Origin of the sequence: Vibrio crassostreae (assembly GCF_041439375.1) — a bacterium.
In the GTDB taxonomy this organism is placed as follows: domain Bacteria; phylum Pseudomonadota; class Gammaproteobacteria; order Enterobacterales; family Vibrionaceae; genus Vibrio; species Vibrio crassostreae_D.
The window spans coordinates 22,678-44,765 of the sequence record NZ_JBGONY010000027.1 but is presented as its reverse complement, the minus strand read 5'-3'; the positions used below and the strand labels follow the sequence as shown (position 1 = coordinate 44,765).

18 protein-coding genes are annotated in these 22,088 nt (G+C 44.1%); 8 read left to right on the top strand and 10 right to left on the bottom strand.

Features of this window, described 5'->3' with window-relative positions:
• Window positions 1–21 precede the first annotated feature (21 nt).
• Window positions 22–174, top strand: coding sequence for a hypothetical protein (locus tag ACED45_RS12965; protein ID WP_009844874.1), 153 nt, complete (start codon window positions 22–24; stop codon window positions 172–174).
• A gap of 158 nt (window positions 175–332) precedes the next feature.
• Here the strand turns inward: ACED45_RS12965 and ACED45_RS12960 are convergent, their stop codons facing one another.
• From ACED45_RS12960 to yghU, 5 genes are all read right to left on the bottom strand, one after another.
• Window positions 333–656, bottom strand: a complete 324-nt coding sequence (locus tag ACED45_RS12960; protein ID WP_017085490.1) for a DOPA 4,5-dioxygenase family protein — start codon at window positions 654–656, stop codon at window positions 333–335.
• A 166-nt stretch (window positions 657–822) separates the two neighbouring features.
• Window positions 823–1,620: a metal ABC transporter permease gene (locus ACED45_RS12955; RefSeq protein ID WP_371714205.1), complete on the bottom strand. Its 798-nt coding sequence runs from the start codon at window positions 1,618–1,620 to the stop codon at window positions 823–825.
• A 2-nt stretch (window positions 1,621–1,622) separates the two neighbouring features.
• Window positions 1,623–2,528, bottom strand: a complete 906-nt coding sequence (locus ACED45_RS12950) for a metal ABC transporter solute-binding protein, Zn/Mn family (protein ID WP_371714197.1) — start codon at window positions 2,526–2,528, stop codon at window positions 1,623–1,625.
• 16 nt (window positions 2,529–2,544) lie between these two features.
• The gene (locus ACED45_RS12945; RefSeq protein WP_102479061.1) at window positions 2,545–3,681 is read right to left on the bottom strand and encodes a hypothetical protein; all 1,137 of its coding nucleotides are present in this window, start codon (window positions 3,679–3,681) and stop codon (window positions 2,545–2,547) included.
• A gap of 319 nt (window positions 3,682–4,000) precedes the next feature.
• Entirely contained in the window at window positions 4,001–4,858 is an 858-nt protein-coding gene (gene yghU, locus ACED45_RS12940; RefSeq protein ID WP_371714196.1) for a glutathione-dependent disulfide-bond oxidoreductase, read from the bottom strand.
• A gap of 274 nt (window positions 4,859–5,132) precedes the next feature.
• Between yghU and ACED45_RS12935 the strand changes: the two genes are divergently transcribed.
• Complete coding sequence (locus tag ACED45_RS12935; protein WP_017060876.1) at window positions 5,133–5,477, top strand: YajD family HNH nuclease; 345 nt, start codon at window positions 5,133–5,135, stop codon at window positions 5,475–5,477.
• Window positions 5,478–5,613: 136 nt separating this feature from the next.
• On the opposite strand, the gene ACED45_RS12930 is transcribed toward ACED45_RS12935, so the two are convergent.
• Entirely contained in the window at window positions 5,614–5,994 is a 381-nt protein-coding gene (locus ACED45_RS12930) for an NADH:ubiquinone oxidoreductase (protein WP_146490125.1), read from the bottom strand.
• Between the two features lie 594 nt (window positions 5,995–6,588).
• Here ACED45_RS12930 and ACED45_RS12925 point away from each other — a divergent pair.
• The 3 genes from ACED45_RS12925 to ACED45_RS12915 all read left to right on the top strand — a co-directional run bounded on the left by ACED45_RS12925 (window position 6,589) and on the right by ACED45_RS12915 (window position 12,104).
• Window positions 6,589–7,827, top strand: coding sequence for an L-lactate MFS transporter (locus ACED45_RS12925; protein WP_061017387.1), 1,239 nt, complete (start codon window positions 6,589–6,591; stop codon window positions 7,825–7,827).
• A 57-nt stretch (window positions 7,828–7,884) separates the two neighbouring features.
• Window positions 7,885–9,549: a VRR-NUC domain-containing protein gene (locus ACED45_RS12920; RefSeq protein WP_371714195.1), complete on the top strand. Its 1,665-nt coding sequence runs from the start codon at window positions 7,885–7,887 to the stop codon at window positions 9,547–9,549.
• Window positions 9,550–9,749: 200 nt separating this feature from the next.
• The gene (locus ACED45_RS12915; RefSeq protein WP_371714194.1) at window positions 9,750–12,104 is read left to right on the top strand and encodes a fatty acid cis/trans isomerase; all 2,355 of its coding nucleotides are present in this window, start codon (window positions 9,750–9,752) and stop codon (window positions 12,102–12,104) included.
• 174 nt (window positions 12,105–12,278) lie between these two features.
• Here the strand turns inward: ACED45_RS12915 and torS are convergent, their stop codons facing one another.
• Window positions 12,279–15,290 (bottom strand): TMAO reductase system sensor histidine kinase/response regulator TorS, encoded by a 3,012-nt coding sequence (gene torS / locus ACED45_RS12910; protein ID WP_371714193.1) that lies wholly within the window; start codon window positions 15,288–15,290, stop codon window positions 12,279–12,281.
• Between the two features lie 64 nt (window positions 15,291–15,354).
• The gene (locus tag ACED45_RS12905; RefSeq protein ID WP_243655949.1) at window positions 15,355–15,519 is read right to left on the bottom strand and encodes a hypothetical protein; all 165 of its coding nucleotides are present in this window, start codon (window positions 15,517–15,519) and stop codon (window positions 15,355–15,357) included.
• Between ACED45_RS12905 and torT the strand changes: the two genes are divergently transcribed.
• Window positions 15,464–16,411, top strand: coding sequence for a TMAO reductase system periplasmic protein TorT (gene torT, locus ACED45_RS12900; protein ID WP_371714192.1), 948 nt, complete (start codon window positions 15,464–15,466; stop codon window positions 16,409–16,411). The genes ACED45_RS12905 and torT overlap by 56 nt on opposite strands.
• Before the next feature lie 60 nt (window positions 16,412–16,471).
• Complete coding sequence (locus ACED45_RS12895) at window positions 16,472–16,927, top strand: methylglyoxal synthase (RefSeq protein WP_017064778.1); 456 nt, start codon at window positions 16,472–16,474, stop codon at window positions 16,925–16,927.
• A gap of 86 nt (window positions 16,928–17,013) precedes the next feature.
• Here ACED45_RS12895 and ACED45_RS12890 read toward each other — a convergent pair whose 3' ends face one another.
• Together ACED45_RS12890 and helD are read right to left on the bottom strand one after the other, a co-directional pair.
• A complete protein-coding gene (locus ACED45_RS12890; RefSeq protein WP_102530008.1) occupies window positions 17,014–17,364 on the bottom strand; it encodes a VOC family protein in 351 nt (116 codons plus the stop codon).
• An 87-nt stretch (window positions 17,365–17,451) separates the two neighbouring features.
• A complete protein-coding gene (gene helD / locus ACED45_RS12885; RefSeq protein ID WP_371714191.1) occupies window positions 17,452–19,527 on the bottom strand; it encodes a DNA helicase IV in 2,076 nt (691 codons plus the stop codon).
• 177 nt (window positions 19,528–19,704) lie between these two features.
• On the opposite strand from helD, the gene yccS reads away from it, so the two are divergent.
• Window positions 19,705–21,888, top strand: a complete 2,184-nt coding sequence (yccS, locus tag ACED45_RS12880; RefSeq protein ID WP_371714190.1) for a YccS family putative transporter — start codon at window positions 19,705–19,707, stop codon at window positions 21,886–21,888.
• Window positions 21,889–22,088: the final 200 nt, after the last annotated feature.

Below are 22,088 nucleotides of genomic sequence, written 5' to 3'. Positions count from 1 at the left end.
AATCTAGTTAGGAGTTATTTTATGGGCACTTGGATTTTAGAAACACTATTGTGGGCTGTGGTAACGGTGGCGGTTTGTGTCGCGATTTGGGGGCTGTACTTACCTAATATATTGATCGCATTAGGTGTGTCGGTAGCGGTATCACTGTTACTGGGGAATAGCTGGAGAAGCTAGTTATTTAGGCAAGAAGACAATGAGCAAAACGAGGTGTGCACCGACACACCCGACAGCACCTAAATTACTAAGTTACTAAGTTACTAAGTTACTAAGTTACTAAGTTACTAAGTTACTAAGTACAAATATTAGGTACACACTGTCGGGCGCGAATTAAATTAGCTACTCAGTGTCTCTTCGAATACACCTAGCTCACGACCAAGCCATGTCGCTCTTACTGTGTGATCCAAAGTTTCTTCACCGCCAGTCACAGGGTGAATCAACACCGACATATCACCGCGTTCTTGCTCAAGCCATTCAACAATACCCGACTCTTTGTTTGCAAAGTGAATCTCGAACATTGGCATCTTATGTGGGCCAACCAAACGCTGTATTAATGGGAAAGTCTCTAGCACATCTTTGCGTTCCGATAGAATTTTCTGACGCAGTGTTTCTGCCTGCTCTGCAAAGCGCAGAGGGAAATAGATATGACCGTGGTACATGGCACCATCCTTTAGAATTATGATGTCGCGATTTTATACCTAAACCGCCTTTAATAGCTAAATCTAAATATAATATGCCATCGCTATCAGTTCTAAATAGCGAAAGCGCCATGACCTTTTTAACCTCAGGTTCGTTGCCTCCAAGTTAAACCTTAGAGGCCTTTTCCTAACCACAAGCTCGTGTCGAACTATCAGTACAAGTGCTTCTAATCAACTTCATCACAATATTAAACATCACCCCCACCAAAAACAGCGTAATGACAATGCTGGCGCCACTTGGCAAATCGTAATAAGCCGACATCGCTAAGCCTGTTAAAATACCGATAGTGCCAATCCCAATACTCGCAATAAAGAAGCGAACGCCTTTATACGCAGCTGCACATAACGCAGGAATCACCAGTAACGAAAACTCCAAATAGATCCCAGTCAGCTTTACGGTGATCGGCATCAATATAGCGAAGATAAGATAAAAACCACTACCCTGCATAAATTCAGGCTTTACGCTAATCAACACCAACATCGCGGTTGTGATTATTGCCAATGGCCAAACGTCATCCCAGGTAGACCACAACAGCTGCCCGTTGAGAATGCCTTGAATAAAATCGGCGCCATGAGGATCTTTGCTGACCAATAGAATCGCTAATGAAGCCGATACCACAAACAAACTTCCTATCATTGGTTCTAAGTGTTGTTTGTAACGCTTTTCCATTAACGCAATTAATCCGCATAGCAACAATGACATGGCCCACGGGCCAATCATCTCTGCAAACCAAGAGCCGCTAAACAGTGCATATCGGCTCAACCAATACTGACTCAAGGCAGCGCCAAGGGCAGCCACTTGCGCGACAGCTAGATCAATAAAGATGATCTGGCGCTTGAGGACTTGCTCCCCAAGCACGATGTTCCCGACTAATGCAATTAATCCACACAATACCGCAGGTACCAGCCAGCCATATTCAATCAACATTACGATCTCGTTGATGTGTCTGGGTTAACGAGCGTTCTCAGCAACTCATCAATGAGTTGATCGTACATTTGATCAAGGCTCTGACCTTCTGCAACCGTCAATGGTAGCTGTATAGTAGGCTTGTTGATTTGCTGGTTAAGCCAATTAGCAGGCCGCTGGTCTTGGTGTGATGAATACACAATCGCATCAAACGAAGCTGGATCCAATTTGGTCAATGACTGTAAATGTGAGGTAGTCGGTGATATCCCAGGCTTAGGTTCTAAATCAGCAATTTGCGCCATATCTAACCAGTCAAAGAGGTAACGATATGTAGCATGATACCCGACCACTTTTTTACCTTGTAACGGCTCTGCTTTCGTTTCCCACTCTGCCAATTTATTACGCCAGTTGGCACGAAACTTCATACCATTCCGCATGTAGATATGTGCATTGTCAGGATCAACCAGTTGTAAACGCTTGGTGACTTCTCTCGAGATAGGAATCATATACTCAGCAGCAAACTGAACATGTGGGTTTCCGTGAGCGTGGATATCTCCCATGCTTCGATCGACATGGGCATGGGTATCAAGCATACCTACCATATCGCTCGCGTATAACATGGTTGACGCACTATCTTGCACTGCAGGGTTACCGCTACGTACTTGCAACATTGGCAGCCAGCCTACTTCCAGTTCTGAGCCAGAACACATCGCCATATCAGCCTGTCGCATTTTGGCAATCAGTGAAGGTCGAGCTTGCACATAGTGAGGATCTTGCTTCGCAGTGGTGGCTGAGTAGATCTTAGCGTCAGGAGCATGGCTATGGATAAGTGCTTGCCACTCAGGCTCACACACGAAGATGTTCAACGCCATCGCAGGCGAAGATACAATTATCGATGAGGATACAATGGCAACACCCGTTGCCATTGTAAGTCGGAGTTTCCTAGAATGCATGAGCACCGTGCGCCCCAAAGGTCATCACATACTGAAGGGTAAATACGTTATCTGTCTCTTTACTTTGGTTTTCAACGCGAGAGTATTGCGCTCTAACTGTACCAAAATGAGATGAATCCCAAGCGATCATTGCATCCGCTTCTTTGTCGTTCATTGCAGTAAAGTGCATGTGGTCACCATGTGCGTGTCCATCATAGCTTTCCGCTTCACCATAGCGCAGGCCAGCAGACCAGCTTGGGCTGAATCGGTAAACACCCGATACATAATAGCCTGCTAGCGTATCTGGTGATTCCGCATCATTTTTGTATTTGTCATCAACGATGCCATCCAACAGCATGTACTCAGCTGCAAGCGTGAAGTTTTGGTATTTGTAGTTACCGTTTGGAGCCCACTTCCATACAAAATCAGCACCGTATAAGTTTGAGCCCGTTACCGCCGCGCCGTGGCTATGATCGTGGTCATGGTCGTGCCCGTGATCATGGTCTCCAAACTCACGTACTTTACCGTTTTCATTTCGTAAGTAGCTCAAACCAAACTGCCAGCTTGATGACTCTGAAAAGTCGTCACCCAGCTTAAGAGTTGTAGTGTAAACACCAACATCAGAGCCATCATCAACAGACGACATCTTGCTACCACTTAGCGCTTCAATACCGAACTTCACATATAGGTCTGTAGGTAGAACGATGTTCGCACGAACACCATCATCGTAATAATGAGAGCCTAAGAATGTGCGGTAAGCAGCAGGACGCTCAACAAAACTATCAGTATGCATATGTTGGTTATTCAGGTAACCAAAGTCTGATAGGAAACGACCACCTCGAATACTTAAACCGTAAGGCATCGTCAGTGTTTCAATGAAAGCTTCTTCGAGCAGTAATTCAGTCTCATCATCGTGAGTTTCAATAACCGTAGTCAAAGAGCCATAAAACTTGTCATCGATATTCGCAGACATGTTGAGTTCGGTATGGCCAAGACCAAAGCCTTCATCACGCTCCGAGTTATTACGTTGACCGTCTTGATAATAACCATCAAGAACAACGCCAATTTGAGGGTTTGACAACGTGTCGGCAAAAACAGGGGAAACGAGAATGCTACCAACCGCTAGAGAAACCAATTTTTTATTCACAACTTTTTCCTTTTTAAAATACATCATCAATTAACTTATTGTTATGTTATAACATTTCAATAAATAATTAATCGTTGAGATGTAACAAAATATGAGATCACTTTAGTAACAAGGCATAAAGATGAATAAAAACCTCTAATAATCAAAGATATAAAAAATAATTAGCAATGCGAATGATAGTGTGAAGGAGAGTCGTAACGGTATTTATCGAAAGGCTGATATAGAAAGGAAAGAAAAGGTGGAAAAAACTAGAGCTTGTTACTCGAACGAATCGAAAACAAGCTCTAGTGGTATTGATGTCGGTTATCGCTTTAAATCACTACGGGCGTAGTTTTAAAACACGGTCGATATCTTCTGCGGAATGGCGCTCGGGTACTTGCTCCCACTCTTCGCCAAATGAACGGTTAACCACTCGGCCGCGTTGGAAGCCTTCGCGCGCTTCTAGTTGCTTCGCCCAGCGCACAACGTTGGTGTAAGAATCAACTTGTAGGAACTCGGCTGCATCGTAAATTTTGCCTAGCACAAGGTTGCCATACCAAGGCCAAATCGCTATATCAGCGATGCTTAGCTCCTCACCCGCCACAAATGTGTTATTTGCGAGTTGTTTGTCTAACACGTCTAGTTGACGCTTAGCTTCCATCGCAAAGCGGTTAATTGGGTACTCTTGCTTTTCATCAGCGTAAGCATAGAAATGGCCAAAGCCTCCGCCTAGGAATGGGGCAGAACCTTGTGCCCAAAACAACCAGTTAATAGTTTGTGTTCTTGAAGCCCCTTCTTTTGGTAAGAAGTGACCAAATTTTTCAGCTAAGTGCATCAAGATAGATGCCGATTCGAAAACATTGATGTCTTCATCACCAGACTTATCGACAAGTGCTGGTATTTTGGAATTTGGATTCACTCCAACAAAGCCAGAGGAGAACTGATCGGCCTCACCGATGTTGATCAAGTACGCATCATATTCAGCTTCTTTAACACCCGCAGCTAACAACTCTTCCAGCAAGATAGTGACTTTTTGACCGTTAGGTGTGCCAAGTGAATACAATTGAAAAGCATGGTCACCAACAGGAAGCTCTTTATCAAAGCGAGCGCCAGATTCAGGACTATTGATGTTTGCCCACTTGTTACCACCAGCAGTATCGTTAACCCAAACTTTTGGCGGAGTGTATTGTTCTGACATGATATTTCCTTATTAATATAGGGTCTCACAAACTGATATTAGGTCACATGCCTGTAGTTAAAACCCCTTAATACGATTTATTTTCAAACTGTTAAGCATGGCTTATTCCAGAAAGACATAACCTGCTTTAAGACTTCGCTTGTGCAAAAGATAAGTACCCTCTCAGCTTCAGCCCAACATTGGTTAGCCCAATGCATCATTTGATAACGACATACCGACAGGCTCAAGAAAGCTGTGATAAAATTGGGATATTACAACTGATAAGGATTTGGCAATGTCTTCTGATTTCACAGGCTCGAGTGCAGCGTATGCTCGCCAAGAGAAAGGCTACCGCGAAAAAGCACTAAAACTGTACCCTTGGGTATGTGGTAAATGTGCGCGTGAATTTGTTTACTCAAACCTCCGAGAGCTTACCGTTCACCACGTGGATCACGACCATACAAACAACCCTGAAGATGGCAGTAACTGGGAGCTACTGTGCCTATACTGTCACGATCATGAGCATTCAAAATACACTGATCATGAGCGTTATGGTGTGGATGCAAAAGCGAGTTTAGATGATCATCAGTCAGCAACACACAACCCGTTCGCCGATCTCGCTAAGATGATGAAAAAGTAAACGTTCTTCATCAAGGATTAATAAACAAGAAACCCCAGTATGTCACCATACTGGGGTTTCTTTTATCTGCAGCCATATAGACTATCTCTGGATCAAAAAAGCCTTCCGAAGAAGGCTTTTTAAGAATCAAATCGAATTATGCTGCCGCTTGTTTGCGAGACTCTTCTACCTGTTTAGCGCGCTTTTTCATCGTCAGTTTATCGCGGTATGCAAACCAAACATAAGACACAACCACTAAGAAGAACAGGTATGACAATGAGAAAATGAACGGCGATTGAATGATATCGTTCGAGATACCCCAAGAAACACCGATAACCGTCACTGCAATCTTCGCAAAAAAGCCACACATCAATAGCACTAATGCCAACTGTGGGAAACGCGTGCTGCGGAATGCAAGCCAGTAACAACTGCCTACAGCCAATGCCGCAACGTAGAAGCCGAACAAGAAAGAATGAATATGATCAGCAGCTGCTACACCACCAGTAATCGACATCAATAGAATTAAAAATAGTTTCATAATACTCGCCTCGTAATAGACTAGAAACGCATCCTTTCATTTTTGGAATCTCAGTTTGCGTACTATTTTCCCACTTTTTCCCAACAACACAACCCCTCATATCGAACAAAATGTAAGCAAAAGCACCCATAAAAACCACCATTAACAATTGGTTAACATCCCATTTCTAATAGAACTCCGTTACTCCTTGTCTCATATGAAAAAAGCACTAATTCGATTTATTTTGTTACACAAATTTAACCTTAGAAATTAATTAAAATTATTTGCAACTCTGTGATATCCGCACGGAATACGAGTCTACTAAAAAGTGATCACCTCGAAATCCCAGGAATAATTGGGTGGCAGGGCGAAAATGAACAAAATAGAAAGGTGTTAAAAACATTTTGAAAACCAATGAAAAACAACCCATTAACAAACTGAATTTAATTTACCAAAAATGGAAAAAGAGATTCCAATCACATTTTTATTGGTTATAATCCGCGCTCTTTTGCGCCATCTGTTGATAAACGCAAACTAATTTTGAAGAAACAATCACAATAACCCGTCTTTAGTTAAGTGGCTCTCCACTAACCGATGACAAAACTGAGAATAAAAATGAGCAAGATTGATAAAGCAACACGTATCCTGCTAGCAGGCTTCTGTATCAACCTTTGTCTTGGCATCCTGTATGCTTGGAGTGTATTTAACAAAGCGCTAGTAACTGAAGCTGGTTGGAGTGCTGCTGAAGCATCTTCTCCTTACGCTATTGCAACTATCACATTCTCTGTTTGTCTTCTTGTTGCGGGCATCCTACAAGACCGTATGGGTCCACGTAAGATCCTTATCCTAGGTACAGCGCTTACAGGCCTAGGCATGATTGCTTCTGGTTTCGCTACAACACCTATGATGCTGAACATCACGTTCGGTGTTATGACAGGTGCAGGTATCGGCTTCGGTTACGCATGTCTTTCTCCATCAGCAATGAAATGGTTCCATTCTTCTAAGAAAGGTATGGTTAACGGTCTTATCGCAGCAGGCTTCGGTCTTGCAGCTATCTACCTAGCACCAGTAACTTCTGCGCTAATCGACAGCATGGGTATCCAAACTAGCTTTATGATTCTTGGTGTTGGTGTACTTGCAATCGCAGTACCTCTAGCAGCAACAATCAACAACCCACCAGCGGATTACACGCCAGCTGAGCCTAAAGTAAAAGCAGGCCAAGCTCCTAAAGCGGTTAAGAAGACTGAAGACCTAACTTGGAAAGTAATGCTGAAAACTCCTCAGTTCTACTCTCTATGGATCATGTACGCGTTCGCTGCATCTGTTGGCCTAATGATCATCGGTAACATCACTACGATTGCTAGCGTTCAAGCTAACCTGCCAAACGCAGTTTACCTAGCGTCTATCCTTGCAGTATTCAACTCAGGCGGCCGTGTTGCTGCGGGTATGCTTGCAGATAAAATCGGTGGCGTACGCACTCTACTTCTAGCGTTCATCCTTCAAGGCGCGAACATGGCTCTATTCGCTACGTTCAACTCTGAATTCACGCTAATCATTGGTACGGCTATCGCAGCTGTTGGTTACGGTACGCTTCTAGCAGTATTCCCAACACTTACAGCTGAATTCTACGGCCTGAAAAACTACGGTACTAACTACGGCGTGCTTTACACGGCATGGGGTATCGGCGGCGCTATCGGTGCAGCAGTTGTTGGTTTCTCTATGGCAAACGGCGAAGGTTACGGCCTAGCTTACACAATCTCTGCAGTTATGATGGCGGTGTGTATTGTTCTAGCAATCATCACTAAGCCAATCTCTGAAGCTAAAGTTGCTGAACTAAAAGCATCACAAGCTTAATCATCAGAAAAGATTGAATTTGTTACTGAAGAGCTTAACCTTAGGGTTAGGCTCTTTTTGTATCAAGCGACTTCTCCATTGACGACCGAAACCACTCTTCAGCTCTCCCCTACTTACTATCTCGACAACTTCAATCGGCTGGTTGAACACACTCAAACACTCTACCCCGATCTTTTGAGTGACGAAGAATTCCGTTGGTTATCTGAATACAAACGTCTTTCAATTGCTAGTCGGTGTTTAATGGTTCGTTTGCTTTCTCGCAAGGGCTGCTGGTTTCGAAGTGATAAACTCAGCTATGTTGAGATTCCTGATTTAAATAGTGCACTACGAGAGTTAAACACCTCTGGCTTCATTACGTTAAGTCACCCTACTAACAAACATGACTTGGAAATCACTCAGATCGAACTTGGATTGCACCTGCTCACCAAGCCTGAACTGCTATATGTATTCCCGTCTCTTAAGAACAACAAAACTGCTAAAAAAGACCAACTGTTAGCGTTCCTTGAACCACAAGCTTTTGATCAGTTCCAAACTCTACCCTTCGACTGTATTTACGTGGTCGAATCCGAAGTAATTGATGTATTGCTGATTCTCTTCTTCGCCAATACTTACCAAGACCTAAGCCAGTTCGTGTTAAGTGACCTTGGACTCAACACCTTCGAGAACTATCCATTAAGCAAGCAGCGCCGCTTCTTCACTTCCAGAGATCAACTCAATCAATTGCTCCAGATACGCGATATTCAACGCTTGTATTCAGAAGGAGACCGCAAAGACGGTGAGTTTCTTGAGCAACTTTTACAGTCGATACCAGCAGAATCAGAACACAGAAGCATTGCTAGAAAACGATCGCGATTGATCAATGACCTCGCACGTGACCTAGAAAGGCTCAACCAAAATGACCAAGCTGTTTTTTGGTTCAAGCAATCTGCACTTCCTCCGAGCAGAGAGCGACTTGCGCGCCTCTATGGGAAGCAAGATGAATTAAACTTAATGTGTGACATTGTCACGCAAATGCAAGCTACTCCATCGGATGTGTCAGAGCTTGAGGTCGCGGTTAAGCTTGAACAGAGGTTATTACGGAAACAGGGCCACAAGGTCCCTCGCCCTTCAAAGCCAAGTTGCGCGCAGATAAAACTAGAATTGGATCTCAGCCAAACGCGAGTCGAGCTCGCGGTAAAACAACATTTTGAAAGCCAAGGTTGGGATGTCTACTTTTCCGAAAACAGCTTTCTGTGTGGTTTGTTCGGTTTGGCTTTCTGGGATGTAATTTTCTCTGATGTCGAAGGTGCTTTTATCAATCGTTACCAACATCGGCCATTGGACTTGTATCACTCAGACTTTGTAGACAAGCGAGCCGAGCAAGTTGAAGCTGTTTTTCAGACGATATCCAAACATGGGCTGAACCATTTGCTCGATATTTACGATGAAAAGCAAGGCATCGCCAATCCCTTTGTTCATTGGAATCATTTCCCTAAAGTACTCATCGAACACAGTATGGAAGCTATTCCTAGCGCCTTGATTATCGAATTCTTCAAAGTGTTATTGAGTGACTTAAAGCTATTTAGAACCGGGATGCCCGATTTGATTGCGTTCAAAGACGAAGGGTTTCATTGGATTGAAGTCAAAGGCCCAGGAGATAAGCTGCAAGACAACCAGTGGCGCTGGCTCAAAGAGTTTGAGCGATTGTCTGTCCCTTTCTCTGTTTGTTACGTCAATCAATGAGTCTTACTCTTAGCTCATGGCTGTTAGCTCTTAGTGCTTAATCTGGCTAGGTCTAAGCCCTAATTTATGAGCAAAAGCGAGTGACTTGCATCGACAAGTTACTCGGTTCCATCAAGATCTTATCTATAAGATTGTTAGAACATGAGCATTTTCAATCATTTTCGATATAATTAGAGAAAATGCTTAATATATAAATACGTATGAATTTGAAAAAACTCTTCATTTTAGCTTTTGTTAGCGTCTTCTCAGGTTGTGCCGTCTACGCGGGTTTAAACTTCGACGAGTTGTTTGGTGAGCAACAAGTACGCGATCGCCAAGCCCCTATTCTTTCGGCTCAAGCACAGCACTTCATTAACGAAGTAAAACCCATCATTGATAACCGATGCGTGGTTTGTCACGCTTGTTATGATGCGCCCTGCCAGTTAAAGATGTCTTCAGTAGAAGGTATAGACCGAGGTGCAAGCAAAGCACTCGTTTATCAAGGTACCCGTTTAACTGCTTCTGCCCCTACTCGCTTGTTTGAAGATGCTATAACCACACAAGAGTGGCGTGATGCGGATTTTCATCCTGTCCTCAATGAGCGTATGCAGAACTCAACCGCTAACCTCGATGCAGGTCTTGTTTCTCGTATGTTGATCCAGAAAGAGAATCACCCTCTACCCGATCAAACCCAGCTAGAAGGTTTCGACTTTTCAACCGACCGAGACCAACAGTGCCCAACGATTGAAGAGTATGCCCAATATGAGAGAGATTACCCAACTTGGGGAATGCCGTATGGGATGCCGAATTTAGATAAAACAGAATACGCAACTTTAATGAGTTGGTTAGAAAATGGCGCGTTGATGAACGACCATATCCCGCTGAATGATGCGGAACAAGAGCTCGTTAATGTCTACGAAAGCTTTTTAAATAAAAGTGACAATAAGAGCCAACTTTCAGCTCGTTACATCTATGAGCACCTGTTTTTATCTCACGTCTATTTTTCTGATTTAGCTCAACCCACACGTTTCTTCACTGTTGTTCGCTCTGCAACACCACCAGGTGAAGCGGTAAAACGCATCACGACTCGTCGCCCTTATGACGATCCAAAAGTAGACCGTGTTTACTACCGCCTGATTCCAGAGCAAGGCAGCATCGTCGACAAAACGCACATGCCTTTCGCACTTAATAAAGAACGTCTACAAAAGTGGAATAACTGGTTTGTCGATGCGAATTACTCAGTAAAACAACTTCCTAGTTACAACATTGATGTTTCTGCTAACCCAATGACTTCGTTTGAAGCGCTGCCAGTAAACTCGCGATTCCACTTCATGTTGGACAATGCTCAAAACACCATCATGGCCTTTATCAAAGGGCCAGTGTGTCGAGGTCAACTTGCTCTAAACGTGATTAACGATCGTTTTTGGATTTTCTTCATTGACCCCGAGAAAGCCGACTTACCAGAAATAAACGCCTTCTACGCGAGCCAAAAGAAAAACTTAAAGCTACCTAGTGAGCTAGACAGCAATACGGTTCCTGTCACTAATTGGGTAAGATACGCGAAGCAACAAGCACGATACCTAAATGCCAAATCAGACTTCACCAACCAATGGTTTGAAAGTGGCGTAAACCTGGACACTGACATCATTTGGGATGGCGATGGCGTCAACCCAAATGCAGCCCTCACCATCTTTAGACATTTTGATAGCGCATCTGTTGTGCAAGGGTTAGTTGGCACGCAACCTAAGACGGCATGGATTCTTGATTATGCTCTTTTAGAACGCATTCATTATCTTCTCGTCGCAGGCTTCGATGTCTACGGTAACTTTGGCCACCAACTGATTACACGCATGTTCATGGACTTCTTACGCCTTGAAGGTGAGAGTAATTTCTTAACCCTTCTTCCTAAAGACGTGCGACATATTGAACACTCAAGTTGGTATAAAAACCAAAGCACACAATTGAGCGACTACTTGCAGCGTAATATTGCACCTTTTGAACAACCAACCAGTGTGGTTTACAAAACGGCCGATCCTAAGCGTGAACTGCTTAACATGATCAAAGATAAGCTCGCACCTGTCCTCGATAATCGCTTTGATATTGTTGAAACAGGTTTTGGTAAAAAGAATGAAGCACTGCTTAATCAAGTGAATTTGATTAAGGGAGAAGGCCTACGTCATGTACCTCAATTAGTCATGATCATGATTGAAGGCGAAAACGGCGAAGAGCAGCTGTTCACCATGATTCACAATAACGCTCACAGCAACATTTCTAGCCTTTTTAATGAAGAAGGTAACCGCGATTATGCCAATGATGACCTTACGCTCATACGAGGCGTTGTCGGTAGCTACCCTGCGGCTTACCTGTCATTAACTGAGAATGAGATTCCGACTCTGGTTAAAGCGCTACAAAGCTTAAACACAGAAGAAGACTACGTGGCCTTGCTAGACAAGTTTGCGGTACGACGCAGTTCTGGCGAGTTCTGGCCATTCAGTGACCGAGTGCATCGTTGGTATCAACAAGACCAACCAATTGAGTTTGGTTTGTTGGATTACAACCGCTTTGAAAATAGATAATAAGTAATAAGCCTTGGTTTTAGTTCTAGCTCTTGGGAGAGATTAGTTTTAAGAGGCTAGTCGTTCTGAAAGAAGGCTCACTTGCTCGATATAAAAAATCCTCTGACGATATTCGTACAGAGGATTTTTTGTTGGTCTTGCTGATTGGGTATTGCTTAAAACAAACTTACACCATTAAGCAGAAACATAAGGGATGAGAGCCTCTAACGAATCTTTAACCAATTCAGATAAAGCTTGGTCGTTATCTCTGTACTGCAGTAATGGGGCTTCACTTGCTTCAATGCTCTGACATAAACTGTACAGTGCTGATAAACCCAAGCTACCTGCAGATCCTTTAAGCTTGTGCGCCAAAGACTTCACTTCTCGTCCATTATCGGCTTCACTCGCCTCGACTAATTCATTCAAAGTAAGGTTGCTGCTCTCCTCGAAAAGCACAACGATTTGCTTCATTTTCTCTAAACCAAGAATCGATAGGTCACCCTCTATCACTTTGGAATCAATCAGTTTCACCGGAGCGTCTCCTTCATCTTGAGAGTCAGTTATAGTAGTGTGCTTAGCCAAAAGTTCAACCATCTGTGTCGAGTACAATTCATCACTGTTCCCCTTAATAACACGGTTACCATTTTGCTTACACACAGCATCATTTGGATCGGGCTGTGGCAACAATAGTTTTTTACCATCGAGTTGAGCAACGATGAGCTGAGAAAGTGCTTCCTTTTCTAGCGGTTTAGGCAAGAAACCATCAAACCCTGAGGCTAAATAACTCTCGACTTCCTCATTGAATACGTGAGCTGATACTGCAATCATAGGTGGTACTTTACGCGTGGCACTTTGCTCATGTTGGAGCGCATCTTCTTTGAGTTGTTGAATTAGCTCGACGCCATCACAGTCCGGTAAGTTAATGTCCACCAGCGCAATATCAAACTCTTGCTCACTGAATATGGCTCTCGCTTCTTGTCCAGTTGTCGCTATCACAACATCGTGCCCCAGGTTATTCAAAAAGCCTTCGGCAACAATACAGTTCACAGGGTTGTCTTCAATCAGAATGACCTTCGCTCGGATGCAAGCTTCAATGACCGTTGCTTTCGTTTCAATTTTCTCACCTACTTCAAGTGGCAATGAGAACCAAAACTGACTGCCCTCGCCTTCTTCCGAATGAACGCCAATATCCCCATTCATTGCCAACATGATGCTTTTACTGATCGCCAATCCAAGCCCTGTGCCACCGGTTTTGTTGCGACCGCTGTCGGTTTGAGTAAAGGCATCAAACAAACACGCCTGTTCACTTGCATCAATACCGACACCGGTATCTGACACTTCAAACATGACGCGATTTTCATCTTCGACATCTAAGCTAATGAAGATATCGACCGAACCACTTTCAGTAAACTTAATCGCATTGCCGACCAAGTTATTTAAGATTTGGCTGATTCGTGTTACGTCGCCACGCCAATAGCGTTGAACATCACTTTCGATATGGAAATCAAAATTTAGCTTCTTCTCAGCAGCTCGCCCTTCCATTAATTGGTAGGTGTCTTGAACCATCTGATGGAGATCAAACGAAGCTGTACGTATTTCTAAATGTCCCGCTTCTATCTTGGAATAATCCAACACATCATTCAAAATCGCGAGTAGGTTCTTACCGCTGCGGTTAATGATGTCAGCGTAGCCTGATTGCAACGGATCTAGCCCGGTATCTTTGAGCAATCTTGCGGTACCTAACACACCGTTCATCGGTGTTCGTATTTCATGACTCATCGTCGCAAGAAAAGCGGATTTCGCTCGGCTTGCTTGTTCTGCGGCGTTGCGAGCTTTCGCGTGATTGCCCACCTCGACATTCAGCTTCTCATTGGTCTTCTGCAGCTGATAGGTTCGGTCTGTGACCAACTCTTCTAAGTGTTCTTTGTGCTCTTCAAGTTCGCGTTTCGCCTTTGCTTCACCCACCGCAACCACTTGCAGCGCCTGCGCGGTATTTCTGGCAGTGATGATCGCCTCGCCCATATGAGCCAACTCATCATTACCCTTAACCGAGATATCAATATTCAGGCGACCTTGTGCGATAGACATCAAAGCCGATGAGTATTCAGTAAGACGTTTCACAACCGAGATATACACCACACGCCACACGATAAATGCGACGATAACCAAACCAATCACCGAAATCACAGACAGTGACCATTGAGCAAGATTCAACGTGCTGGTCAGCTCATCAACCGCTTTTTTGGTGCTTCGGTTTGAATCATCAACCAGTTGGTTAACTGTTGTATTCAATTGAGAGAACAACTCTAAGGTATTTTGCATCAGAAACTCTGACTTTTTGGTGTTCTCATATTGTTCTAACGAAATATCGAACACGACTTGGCGTTTTCTGAGCTCTTCAAGAAGCTGAGACATCTGCGCTGAACGAGTAGGATCTTCGACCGCTTTAACGCGGCGTGCCATGATTCTTAGATTGGAATCAAACTCAGATTGGATTTGATGAATACGTTCTACGTTGGTAACGGTTTGCGTTTCTTCAATTTGGTTAAGCATTTTGAACGCCAGCAAATGCAATTCGTGTAGGCGCTCAGACAAATCAAGGTCAACCTCTACAAGCGCATCTAAGGCTTGGTAGGCTTTATCCGTCTCTTTGGTTTCTAGCAGGTCATAAATATGCGTGACGTTAGCAACCGCAATGGTGGCCGTGTTCAAAACTTGGGTTCGTGTCAGCTGCTCTAGCTCTTCGGCAAGTAAGCGCATCTCTTCGACACGAGACGACAGCTCTTTGTTTAACCAAAGCTTACGCTCAACCGACACACCCAACTCAGCCAGTGTGTTAATAACGCTTTGAACATTATTTTCGAGTTTATTAAGAAGTTGAGAATCGAAACTATCGACACCAAGATCTTTGATATGCTGAAGAAGTGACTCAAGTTGATCGAATAGTACTGTGCCAGCCTCTTTTCTTTCTGCTTCATTTCTCGCATTAGAAAGCGTTTGTACTGACGAAATAATACGGTTACTCAACTCAGAAACCTGACGAGCTTCGATCATGGCAGGAAGCGCCGAATCAACGACGTTTCTTTCGGTTTTTGCTACAAAGCTAAAACCAGAAACACCAATCAATGCAGACAATAGAACCAACAGTGCCATCACTAAGAATGAGGCCAGCAGCTTGCGTCCAATACTCGCTGAAGCTAACAACATAAACTCTAAACCTTAAAACGTTCTTCTTTACCCATGCAGAATACGCTATATTTTGCAGTGTTTCTTATCTAAAACCAATAAAACGGCAATTCATGCTATCTAGATCTTTCGCTTCAAAAATTCTTTTCTCACTATTGGCCTCAGTGACTACTGTCGCAAGTGCTAGCGAGCCTTTGAGCCCAATAAAACCCGCCGAAGCCACATCACACAAAGAGAAAATTTGTGCCATTTATCCGCACCTCAAAGACTCTTATTGGTTGTCGGTAAACTATGGAATGATCTCTGAAGCAGAAAAGCAGCAAGTGGAACTAAGAGTTTTGGAAGCTGGCGGTTACCCCAACGTGGCCAAACAAGCCTCACAACTGGTACTTTGCACACAATGGGGAGCCGATGCCATTATTCTTGGCACAGTTTCACCTGATGCTTACCATGACAACCTTACTGATTGGGTTGGCTCAACGCCTGTGTTTGCGACGGTCAATGAGTTAACCGTCAATGAAGAGCAACAAAAGGTATTGAAAGGCACCGTCGGTGTCGACTGGTATCAAATGGGGTTTCAAGTCGGCGAGTTTTTGTCAAAGAGACACCCAAAGGGATCCGGCGAAACGCCTATCGCCCTGCTACTTGGCCCTCAAGCAAGTGGCGGTACAAAGCCTGTTGCACTTGGCTTTTATGATGCGATCAAGTCGAGCGATATCAAAATTGCGATCAGCTATTGGGCAGATAACGATAAAGAACTACAGAGAAACCTAGTACAGCAAGTCATTGAGCAGCCGGGTATTAAATATATTGTGGGAAGTGCCGTCGCGATTGAAGCAGCGATCAGTGAGCTACGAGCGGCCGATAAAACAGAAGAGATTGGGTTAATTTCGAGTTACTTAAGTCACGGAACCTACCGTGGTTTACTTCGTAACAAGGTACTTTTTGCACCAACAGATAAAATGGTTGAGCAAGGTCGCTTGTCGGTAAAACAAGCCACCAGTTACTTACGCGGCCGATCTTACGAGCAACACAGCGCACCAATTATCGAAGCGCTGACACCAGCAACACTCAAAGATCAAATTATCGCCGACTCATTGTCACCTTCTGAGTTTCGTCCGGTATTCAGTGTGAATCCTTAGTGCTATATTGGCTGAAGAACTCAAAACAATAAAAACGAAACAACAATTTAGGGAACATTCATGCAAAAAACGACGCGCACTATGCCAACGCACAAGCATATCGCTTTGGTCGCTCATGACCACTTCAAACCTGAGCTACTAAGATGGGTTAAAGAGAACAAAGAAAAACTACAAAAGCACTTCCTTTACGCAACGGGCACAACAGGTTCTCTACTGAGTAAAGAGACGGGCTTGGCAATCAAGAGCATGATTAGTGGTCCTATGGGCGGTGACCAACAACTTGGCGCGCTTATCTCTGAAGGCAAGATCGATATGCTGATTTTCTTCTGGGATCCACTTAATGCTGTACCACACGACCCAGATGTAAAAGCACTGCTTCGTATCGCAAGTGTTTGGAACATTCCTGTGGCAACCAACCGCGCTACCGCTAACTTCCTATTTAACTCTTCACTGCTTGAAGAAGAAGTGATCATCGAAATCCCAGATTACGAAGCGTATCTTGCTGAACGTACTTAACGCTTAGTTTGACTGAATCATACGTTACATACTAAAAAGCCTACACAATCGCAGGCTTTTTGTTCGTCTGAATATAGGGATATGGACTACTTGTCACTCCACACTGCCATTTCGTTGCCACTTGGCTCTCTAAAATGGAAGCGCCTACCACCAGAGAAACTGAATATCTCACGGTTTACCTGTCCACCAGCATCCATCACGTCACGTTCAGTTTGCTCAAGATCTTGGCTATAGAAAACCATCAGCGCTGCGCCGTTATCCGTATTCGATGCCAGATCCGCCAAATAGAAGCCGCCCATTAAGCCTTTACCTTCAAAAGCAGAATACTCAGGGCCATAGTCTTCGAAGCGCCAACCAAACACTTGGCTGAAAAACGCCTTAGTTGCTGCGATGTCTTTCGCAGCAAATTCAATGTAGTTAATAGAGCCGTGTTCCATAGCAAACTCCTTCTGCTTTATGCGTCTGCCTTGTGATATTAAGGCAGGGCTTGAAGATCTAATATTAGACAATCACGTCAGGTAACATCACTTTTTACGAACAACGGGGTAATCAGAACCATGCAGCTCTTGCACAAAGCCAGAACCGTCACCGCTGTGCGTAATCCATACTTTCTCTTTTGCCCGCGTCATTGCTACATAGAACAAACGACGCTCTTCCGCATAAGGGAACGCGTCTGATGATTCAGTCAATGCGTCATCAATATGCAGCTGTTTCTTCTTGGTCGGGAACTGTCCTTCGTCAACACAAAGAATAATCACAAAGTCCGCTTCTTTACCCTTACTCGCGTGGCAAGTCATGAACTTGATATCAATGGAGGTGAAGATCTTCTTCCAGTCTTCCAACAACTCTGGTTTGTGGTAATGGTTACGTCCAAGTAGCAGTACAGACTTATTGGTTTTGCCTTTAGATTGGCGGTTCAATTGGTCGAGGATCTTCTCAACTTCTTTGCTTGGCGCACTGTACACCGCCTTCTGCTTCTGTTGCTTGAAGCTGTTCAGTTCTTTCGGAATCTGAATTGGGTTTTCTTGTACAAAGCGATTGGCAACTGCACCTAACTGATTGTTAAAGCGATAAGTGGTATCTAGGTGATGAATCGTCGAGCTCTCAAAGCGGTCTTTAAAGCCGGTCGTGAGATCCACATCGGCGCCTGCAAATTGGTAGATTGACTGCCAGTCATCACCTACAGCAAAAATAGAGGCTTGGTGCTCGGCTTTAGACTGATTGCAAAGCGCCTCAACCAAGGCAAGACGATCTGGCGAGATATCTTGATACTCATCGATCATGATGAACTTCCAAGGCGAGATAAACTTGCCCTTTTCAATATACTGAGTCGCTCGGCTGATCATGGTTGAGAAGTCGATATGATTCTGTTCTTTCAATTCTTTTTGCCACGCTGTCACACATGGCCAACACAGTGAAAGCTCACTGTTAAGACGTGTATAGTCTCGGTGATCAATCAGCTGTTGCTGTACTTCTTTTTTGGTTAAGCCCGACGCATTCAACTGTTCAAGCTGCTTTTCAAGCCAACCAATAAGTTTAAGGTTTGAAACATGACTACCAAGCTCGTCATCACCGGTTAAATAAGCAATTGGCCATTTAGATAAGTGCTTCTGCCAGCGTTTGAAGTTGGTCGGCGTCATCCAATGCTTTTTCAACCAATCAATGCACCATGCTTGGCGTTGATTGTCATCGAGTGCTAACGGAGAAATAACCACGCGTTCCGGCTCAACCTGATTAAGGATCTTTAAACCCAACTGGTGGAAGGTGCTGACTTGTACCTTCTCTGCTGATAAACCAATTTTACTGTCGAGGCGCTGCTTCATCTCTTCAGCTGCTTCTCGACCAAAGGCGAGCAATAACAACTCTTCAGCTTGAGCTTGATGGCTTTGCAGTAAATACGCGACGCGAGCCGTCAGAACACTGGTTTTACCCGAGCCTGCGCCTGCTAAAATAAGGTTGTGATCATCATTCATCAACACCGCATACTGCTGTGATAAGTTTAGTGGTGACGATTCACATTGTGCAAACAACACTTCCCAGTTTTTTCGCTCGGTCTCTAGCCATTGCTGGTTTCTTTCAGCTTGCTTGATTTCCGTTTCAGATAACCATGGCTGCATTCTCGCGATACGGTTTGGCATACGCTGCGCGGCTTCATCCAGAGTCATAGTCATGCTTTCTAAACCAGCGTTGACCATATCGACCCAAGTGTTGACCTTAGAATGCGGTAGGAAAGCTGGCAATTGCTCTAAACGAGTTAATTCAGCTTCCCATTGAGGAACGTGTTCAGCCAATTGTTCACATTGGGTGTCATGCCACTTCTGATAAGCGGCAACTGACGCACGTGCAAATTGACGACATTGATCCCAAGGTAGGCCTTGTACCAACCAACTGCGCTGTTTTCCATCTTGTTGATTAGCAAAGAATTGCAGCGATCCCCAAAACAATCCGCGTTTGATCGCGATCTTGCCACTCCAAATAGTAAACGGAATACGCTCTTCACTGCCTACTGAAGATAACAGCAAGCGTGGGCCATCAAGTTCAACCTGATGATATTCATTTTGAATAAAAAATTGTGCAGTCTTGTTAGCGCTTAGCTGCATTGGAGTGTGCTCTTAATTAGGAATATTGAATTTATATCATGATGCAATGAGAATTAATAATATCTCACATCTTATCGACGCATTCATGACCACCTAAGGGCAATTATGGATAAGTATCAAATTCTTGTGCTTGATTTCTGTTAGGATTATGGTTTTTAGTGTGTCAAGCGAGCAACTGTGGACTTCTCAGCCAAATTACGCCTCTATTGGGCGAACAAAACCATAAATTACAGCGTCTTAATTCTCATCACTCTGCTCGGTGTGGTGGTTCCTGCTTGGTATTATGAACAAAACACACTGATCACTCCTTTGATTTTAGGTGTTATTGCTGCGGCTCTTGCTGAAAGTGATGACAGCTTTACTGGGCGTTTAAAAGCACTCACACTGACCTTTATCTGTTTCGCCGTTGCGGCTTTCTCTATCGAGATTCTCTTCGATACGCCTTGGTTATTCGCGTTAGGGCTTTTCGTTTCAACCTTCTCTTTTATCATACTCGGGGCAATTGGCCCCAAATACGCGAGTATCGCGTTTGGTTCTCTCTTAGTTGCTATCTATACCATGCTCGGTGCCCACGAGAGTACCAACCTTTGGTTTCAGCCACTTTTACTGTTAACTGGCGCCGCTTGGTACTACTTCATGTCGATGATTTGGCAGATAGTATGGCCAATGCAGCCCGTGCAGCAAAACCTAGCTACGGTATTTGATCAAATCGGCAATTACATTGATTCAAAAGCGGAACTATTTTATCCCGTTTCAGATTTAATTCCTCAACCACACCGAATCATTGAAGCCAAGCTCAACGCGAGTACTGTTAACGCACTCAACATGTGTAAAGCGACGCTGCTTAATCGCTCTAAACGCGGGCACATTGATGGACCAAGTGACCGATTCCTAAATACTTACTTCATCGCACAAGATATTCATGAACGCGTAAGCTCAAGCCATTATCGCTATCAAGAGCTGGCAAAACACTTTGAACGCTCTGACGTGTTGTTCCGTTTTAAATACCTACTCGAAGCCCAAGCCACAGCCTGTAAAGAAGTGGCGAGCTCATTAAAGGTTGGTACGGAATACCAACATGGTGATAAATCTGTACTGGCACTTGATGAGCTTATGTCTTCACTTAACCATCTACACCAACAGAACAAGCCCGAGTGGAAATCGCTGTTAAACCAATTGGATTACTTATTCAATAACCTGGCAACGGTTGAAAAACAGCTCTCAAATATCAGTAACCCAGATGCAGAGAAGATTGAAGAAGGTGTATTAGACGACACAAACCCACACACGTTGACGGCAATGTGGCATAAAATCAAAGCCAACCTGCATACCGACTCCATGCTGTTTCGTCATGCGATTCGTATGGCGATCACGCTGACACTCGGCTACGGAATCATCCAAGGGTTTAATATTGAGCGTGGTTATTGGATCCTGCTAACAACACTGTTTGTTTGCCAACCTAACTATAGCGCTACCCGCCAAAAGCTAACTGCCCGTGTTATAGGCACGGTTGCAGGCCTATTGATTGGCGTACCGCTACTGACTTTCTTCCCTTCCCAAGAGAGCCAGTTGGTGTTCATTGTGATCAGTGGCGTGATGTTCTTTGCGTTCAGAATCAATAACTACGGCTTCGCGACCGGTTTTATCACACTGCTTGTGCTCTTCTGCTTTAACCAATTAGGAGAAGGCTACGCGGTGGTGTTACCAAGACTAGCGGATACCTTTATTGGTTGTGCCCTCGCCGTACTTGCGGTCATTTACGTATTACCGGATTGGCAATCGAAGCGACTGCACAAAGTGATGGCGGATGCGCTCGATTCCAATAAGAATTATCTCGCTCAGATCATTGGTCAATACCGTGTCGGTAAGAAAGACAGCCTCAATTATCGTATCGCTCGTCGTAGTGCCCATAATAATGATGCAAACCTAACTGCCGCTATCAGTAGCATGCTGGTTGAACCCGGTAAGTACCGTACTTCTGAAGATGAGAGCTTCCGATTCCTAACACTCAACCACGCTCTACTCAGCTATATTTCGGCTCTGGGGGCTCACAGAACACGTATTGATGATGAGGCGACACACAAACTGGTGTTAGATGCGCACAGAGTAATCCACGAGCATCTAGACGCTCTAAATGATCAACTCTATTCTCATCAAGAACAGTGTGAAGTGAAAAACGCTTATGACCCTGAACTGGATAAACGTCTGAGTGAGTGGCGAGAAGAAGATGAGAGTTCTGTCAGAATGGTTCTACAGCAGCTCCATTTGATTTATCGAATGCTTCCAGAACTGCATACCTTAGCGACCAAGTTTGCAGTCAAGGTTAAGATCGATAAACCGTTTGAAACAGAAGCTTCATGATTAACAAACAAAATACTGTAAAAACAAAAAGATAACGCCAATCGCTCACCTTTTGATCACCAGCCGTATTTATACATTGCTTTACCCAAACCCCAACCTTGATAGAGCAACTACTTGCTTAGCCTTACTCCATAATGGTTAAAGAGATTTTACATTGTAGGAATTTTCTGGCTTTGATTGACCAAGCCATAACTTTGCCT

What these genes read in the sequence shown, in the direction of transcription:
- yghU (WP_371714196.1), bottom strand. Translation starts at nt 4,858, where the DNA reads ATGTCAGAACAATACACTCCGCCAAAAGTTTGGGTTAACGATACTGCT.
- ACED45_RS12950 (WP_371714197.1), bottom strand. Translation starts at nt 2,528, where the DNA reads ATGGCAACGGGTGTTGCCATTGTATCCTCATCGATAATTGTATCTTCG.
- helD (WP_371714191.1), bottom strand. Translation starts at nt 19,527, where the DNA reads ATGCAGCTAAGCGCTAACAAGACTGCACAATTTTTTATTCAAAATGAA.
- ACED45_RS12930 (WP_146490125.1), bottom strand. Translation starts at nt 5,994, where the DNA reads ATGAAACTATTTTTAATTCTATTGATGTCGATTACTGGTGGTGTAGCA.
- ACED45_RS12905 (WP_243655949.1), bottom strand. Translation starts at nt 15,519, where the DNA reads ATGGCACAAATTTTCTCTTTGTGTGATGTGGCTTCGGCGGGTTTTATT.
- ACED45_RS12960 (WP_017085490.1), bottom strand. Translation starts at nt 656, where the DNA reads ATGTACCACGGTCATATCTATTTCCCTCTGCGCTTTGCAGAGCAGGCA.
- ACED45_RS12925 (WP_061017387.1), top strand. Translation starts at nt 6,589, where the DNA reads ATGAGCAAGATTGATAAAGCAACACGTATCCTGCTAGCAGGCTTCTGT.
- torS (WP_371714193.1), bottom strand. Translation starts at nt 15,290, where the DNA reads ATGTTGTTAGCTTCAGCGAGTATTGGACGCAAGCTGCTGGCCTCATTC.
- ACED45_RS12935 (WP_017060876.1), top strand. Translation starts at nt 5,133, where the DNA reads ATGTCTTCTGATTTCACAGGCTCGAGTGCAGCGTATGCTCGCCAAGAG.
- ACED45_RS12915 (WP_371714194.1), top strand. Translation starts at nt 9,750, where the DNA reads ATGAATTTGAAAAAACTCTTCATTTTAGCTTTTGTTAGCGTCTTCTCA.
- ACED45_RS12895 (WP_017064778.1), top strand. Translation starts at nt 16,472, where the DNA reads ATGCAAAAAACGACGCGCACTATGCCAACGCACAAGCATATCGCTTTG.
- ACED45_RS12890 (WP_102530008.1), bottom strand. Translation starts at nt 17,364, where the DNA reads ATGGAACACGGCTCTATTAACTACATTGAATTTGCTGCGAAAGACATC.
- ACED45_RS12965 (WP_009844874.1), top strand. Translation starts at nt 22, where the DNA reads ATGGGCACTTGGATTTTAGAAACACTATTGTGGGCTGTGGTAACGGTG.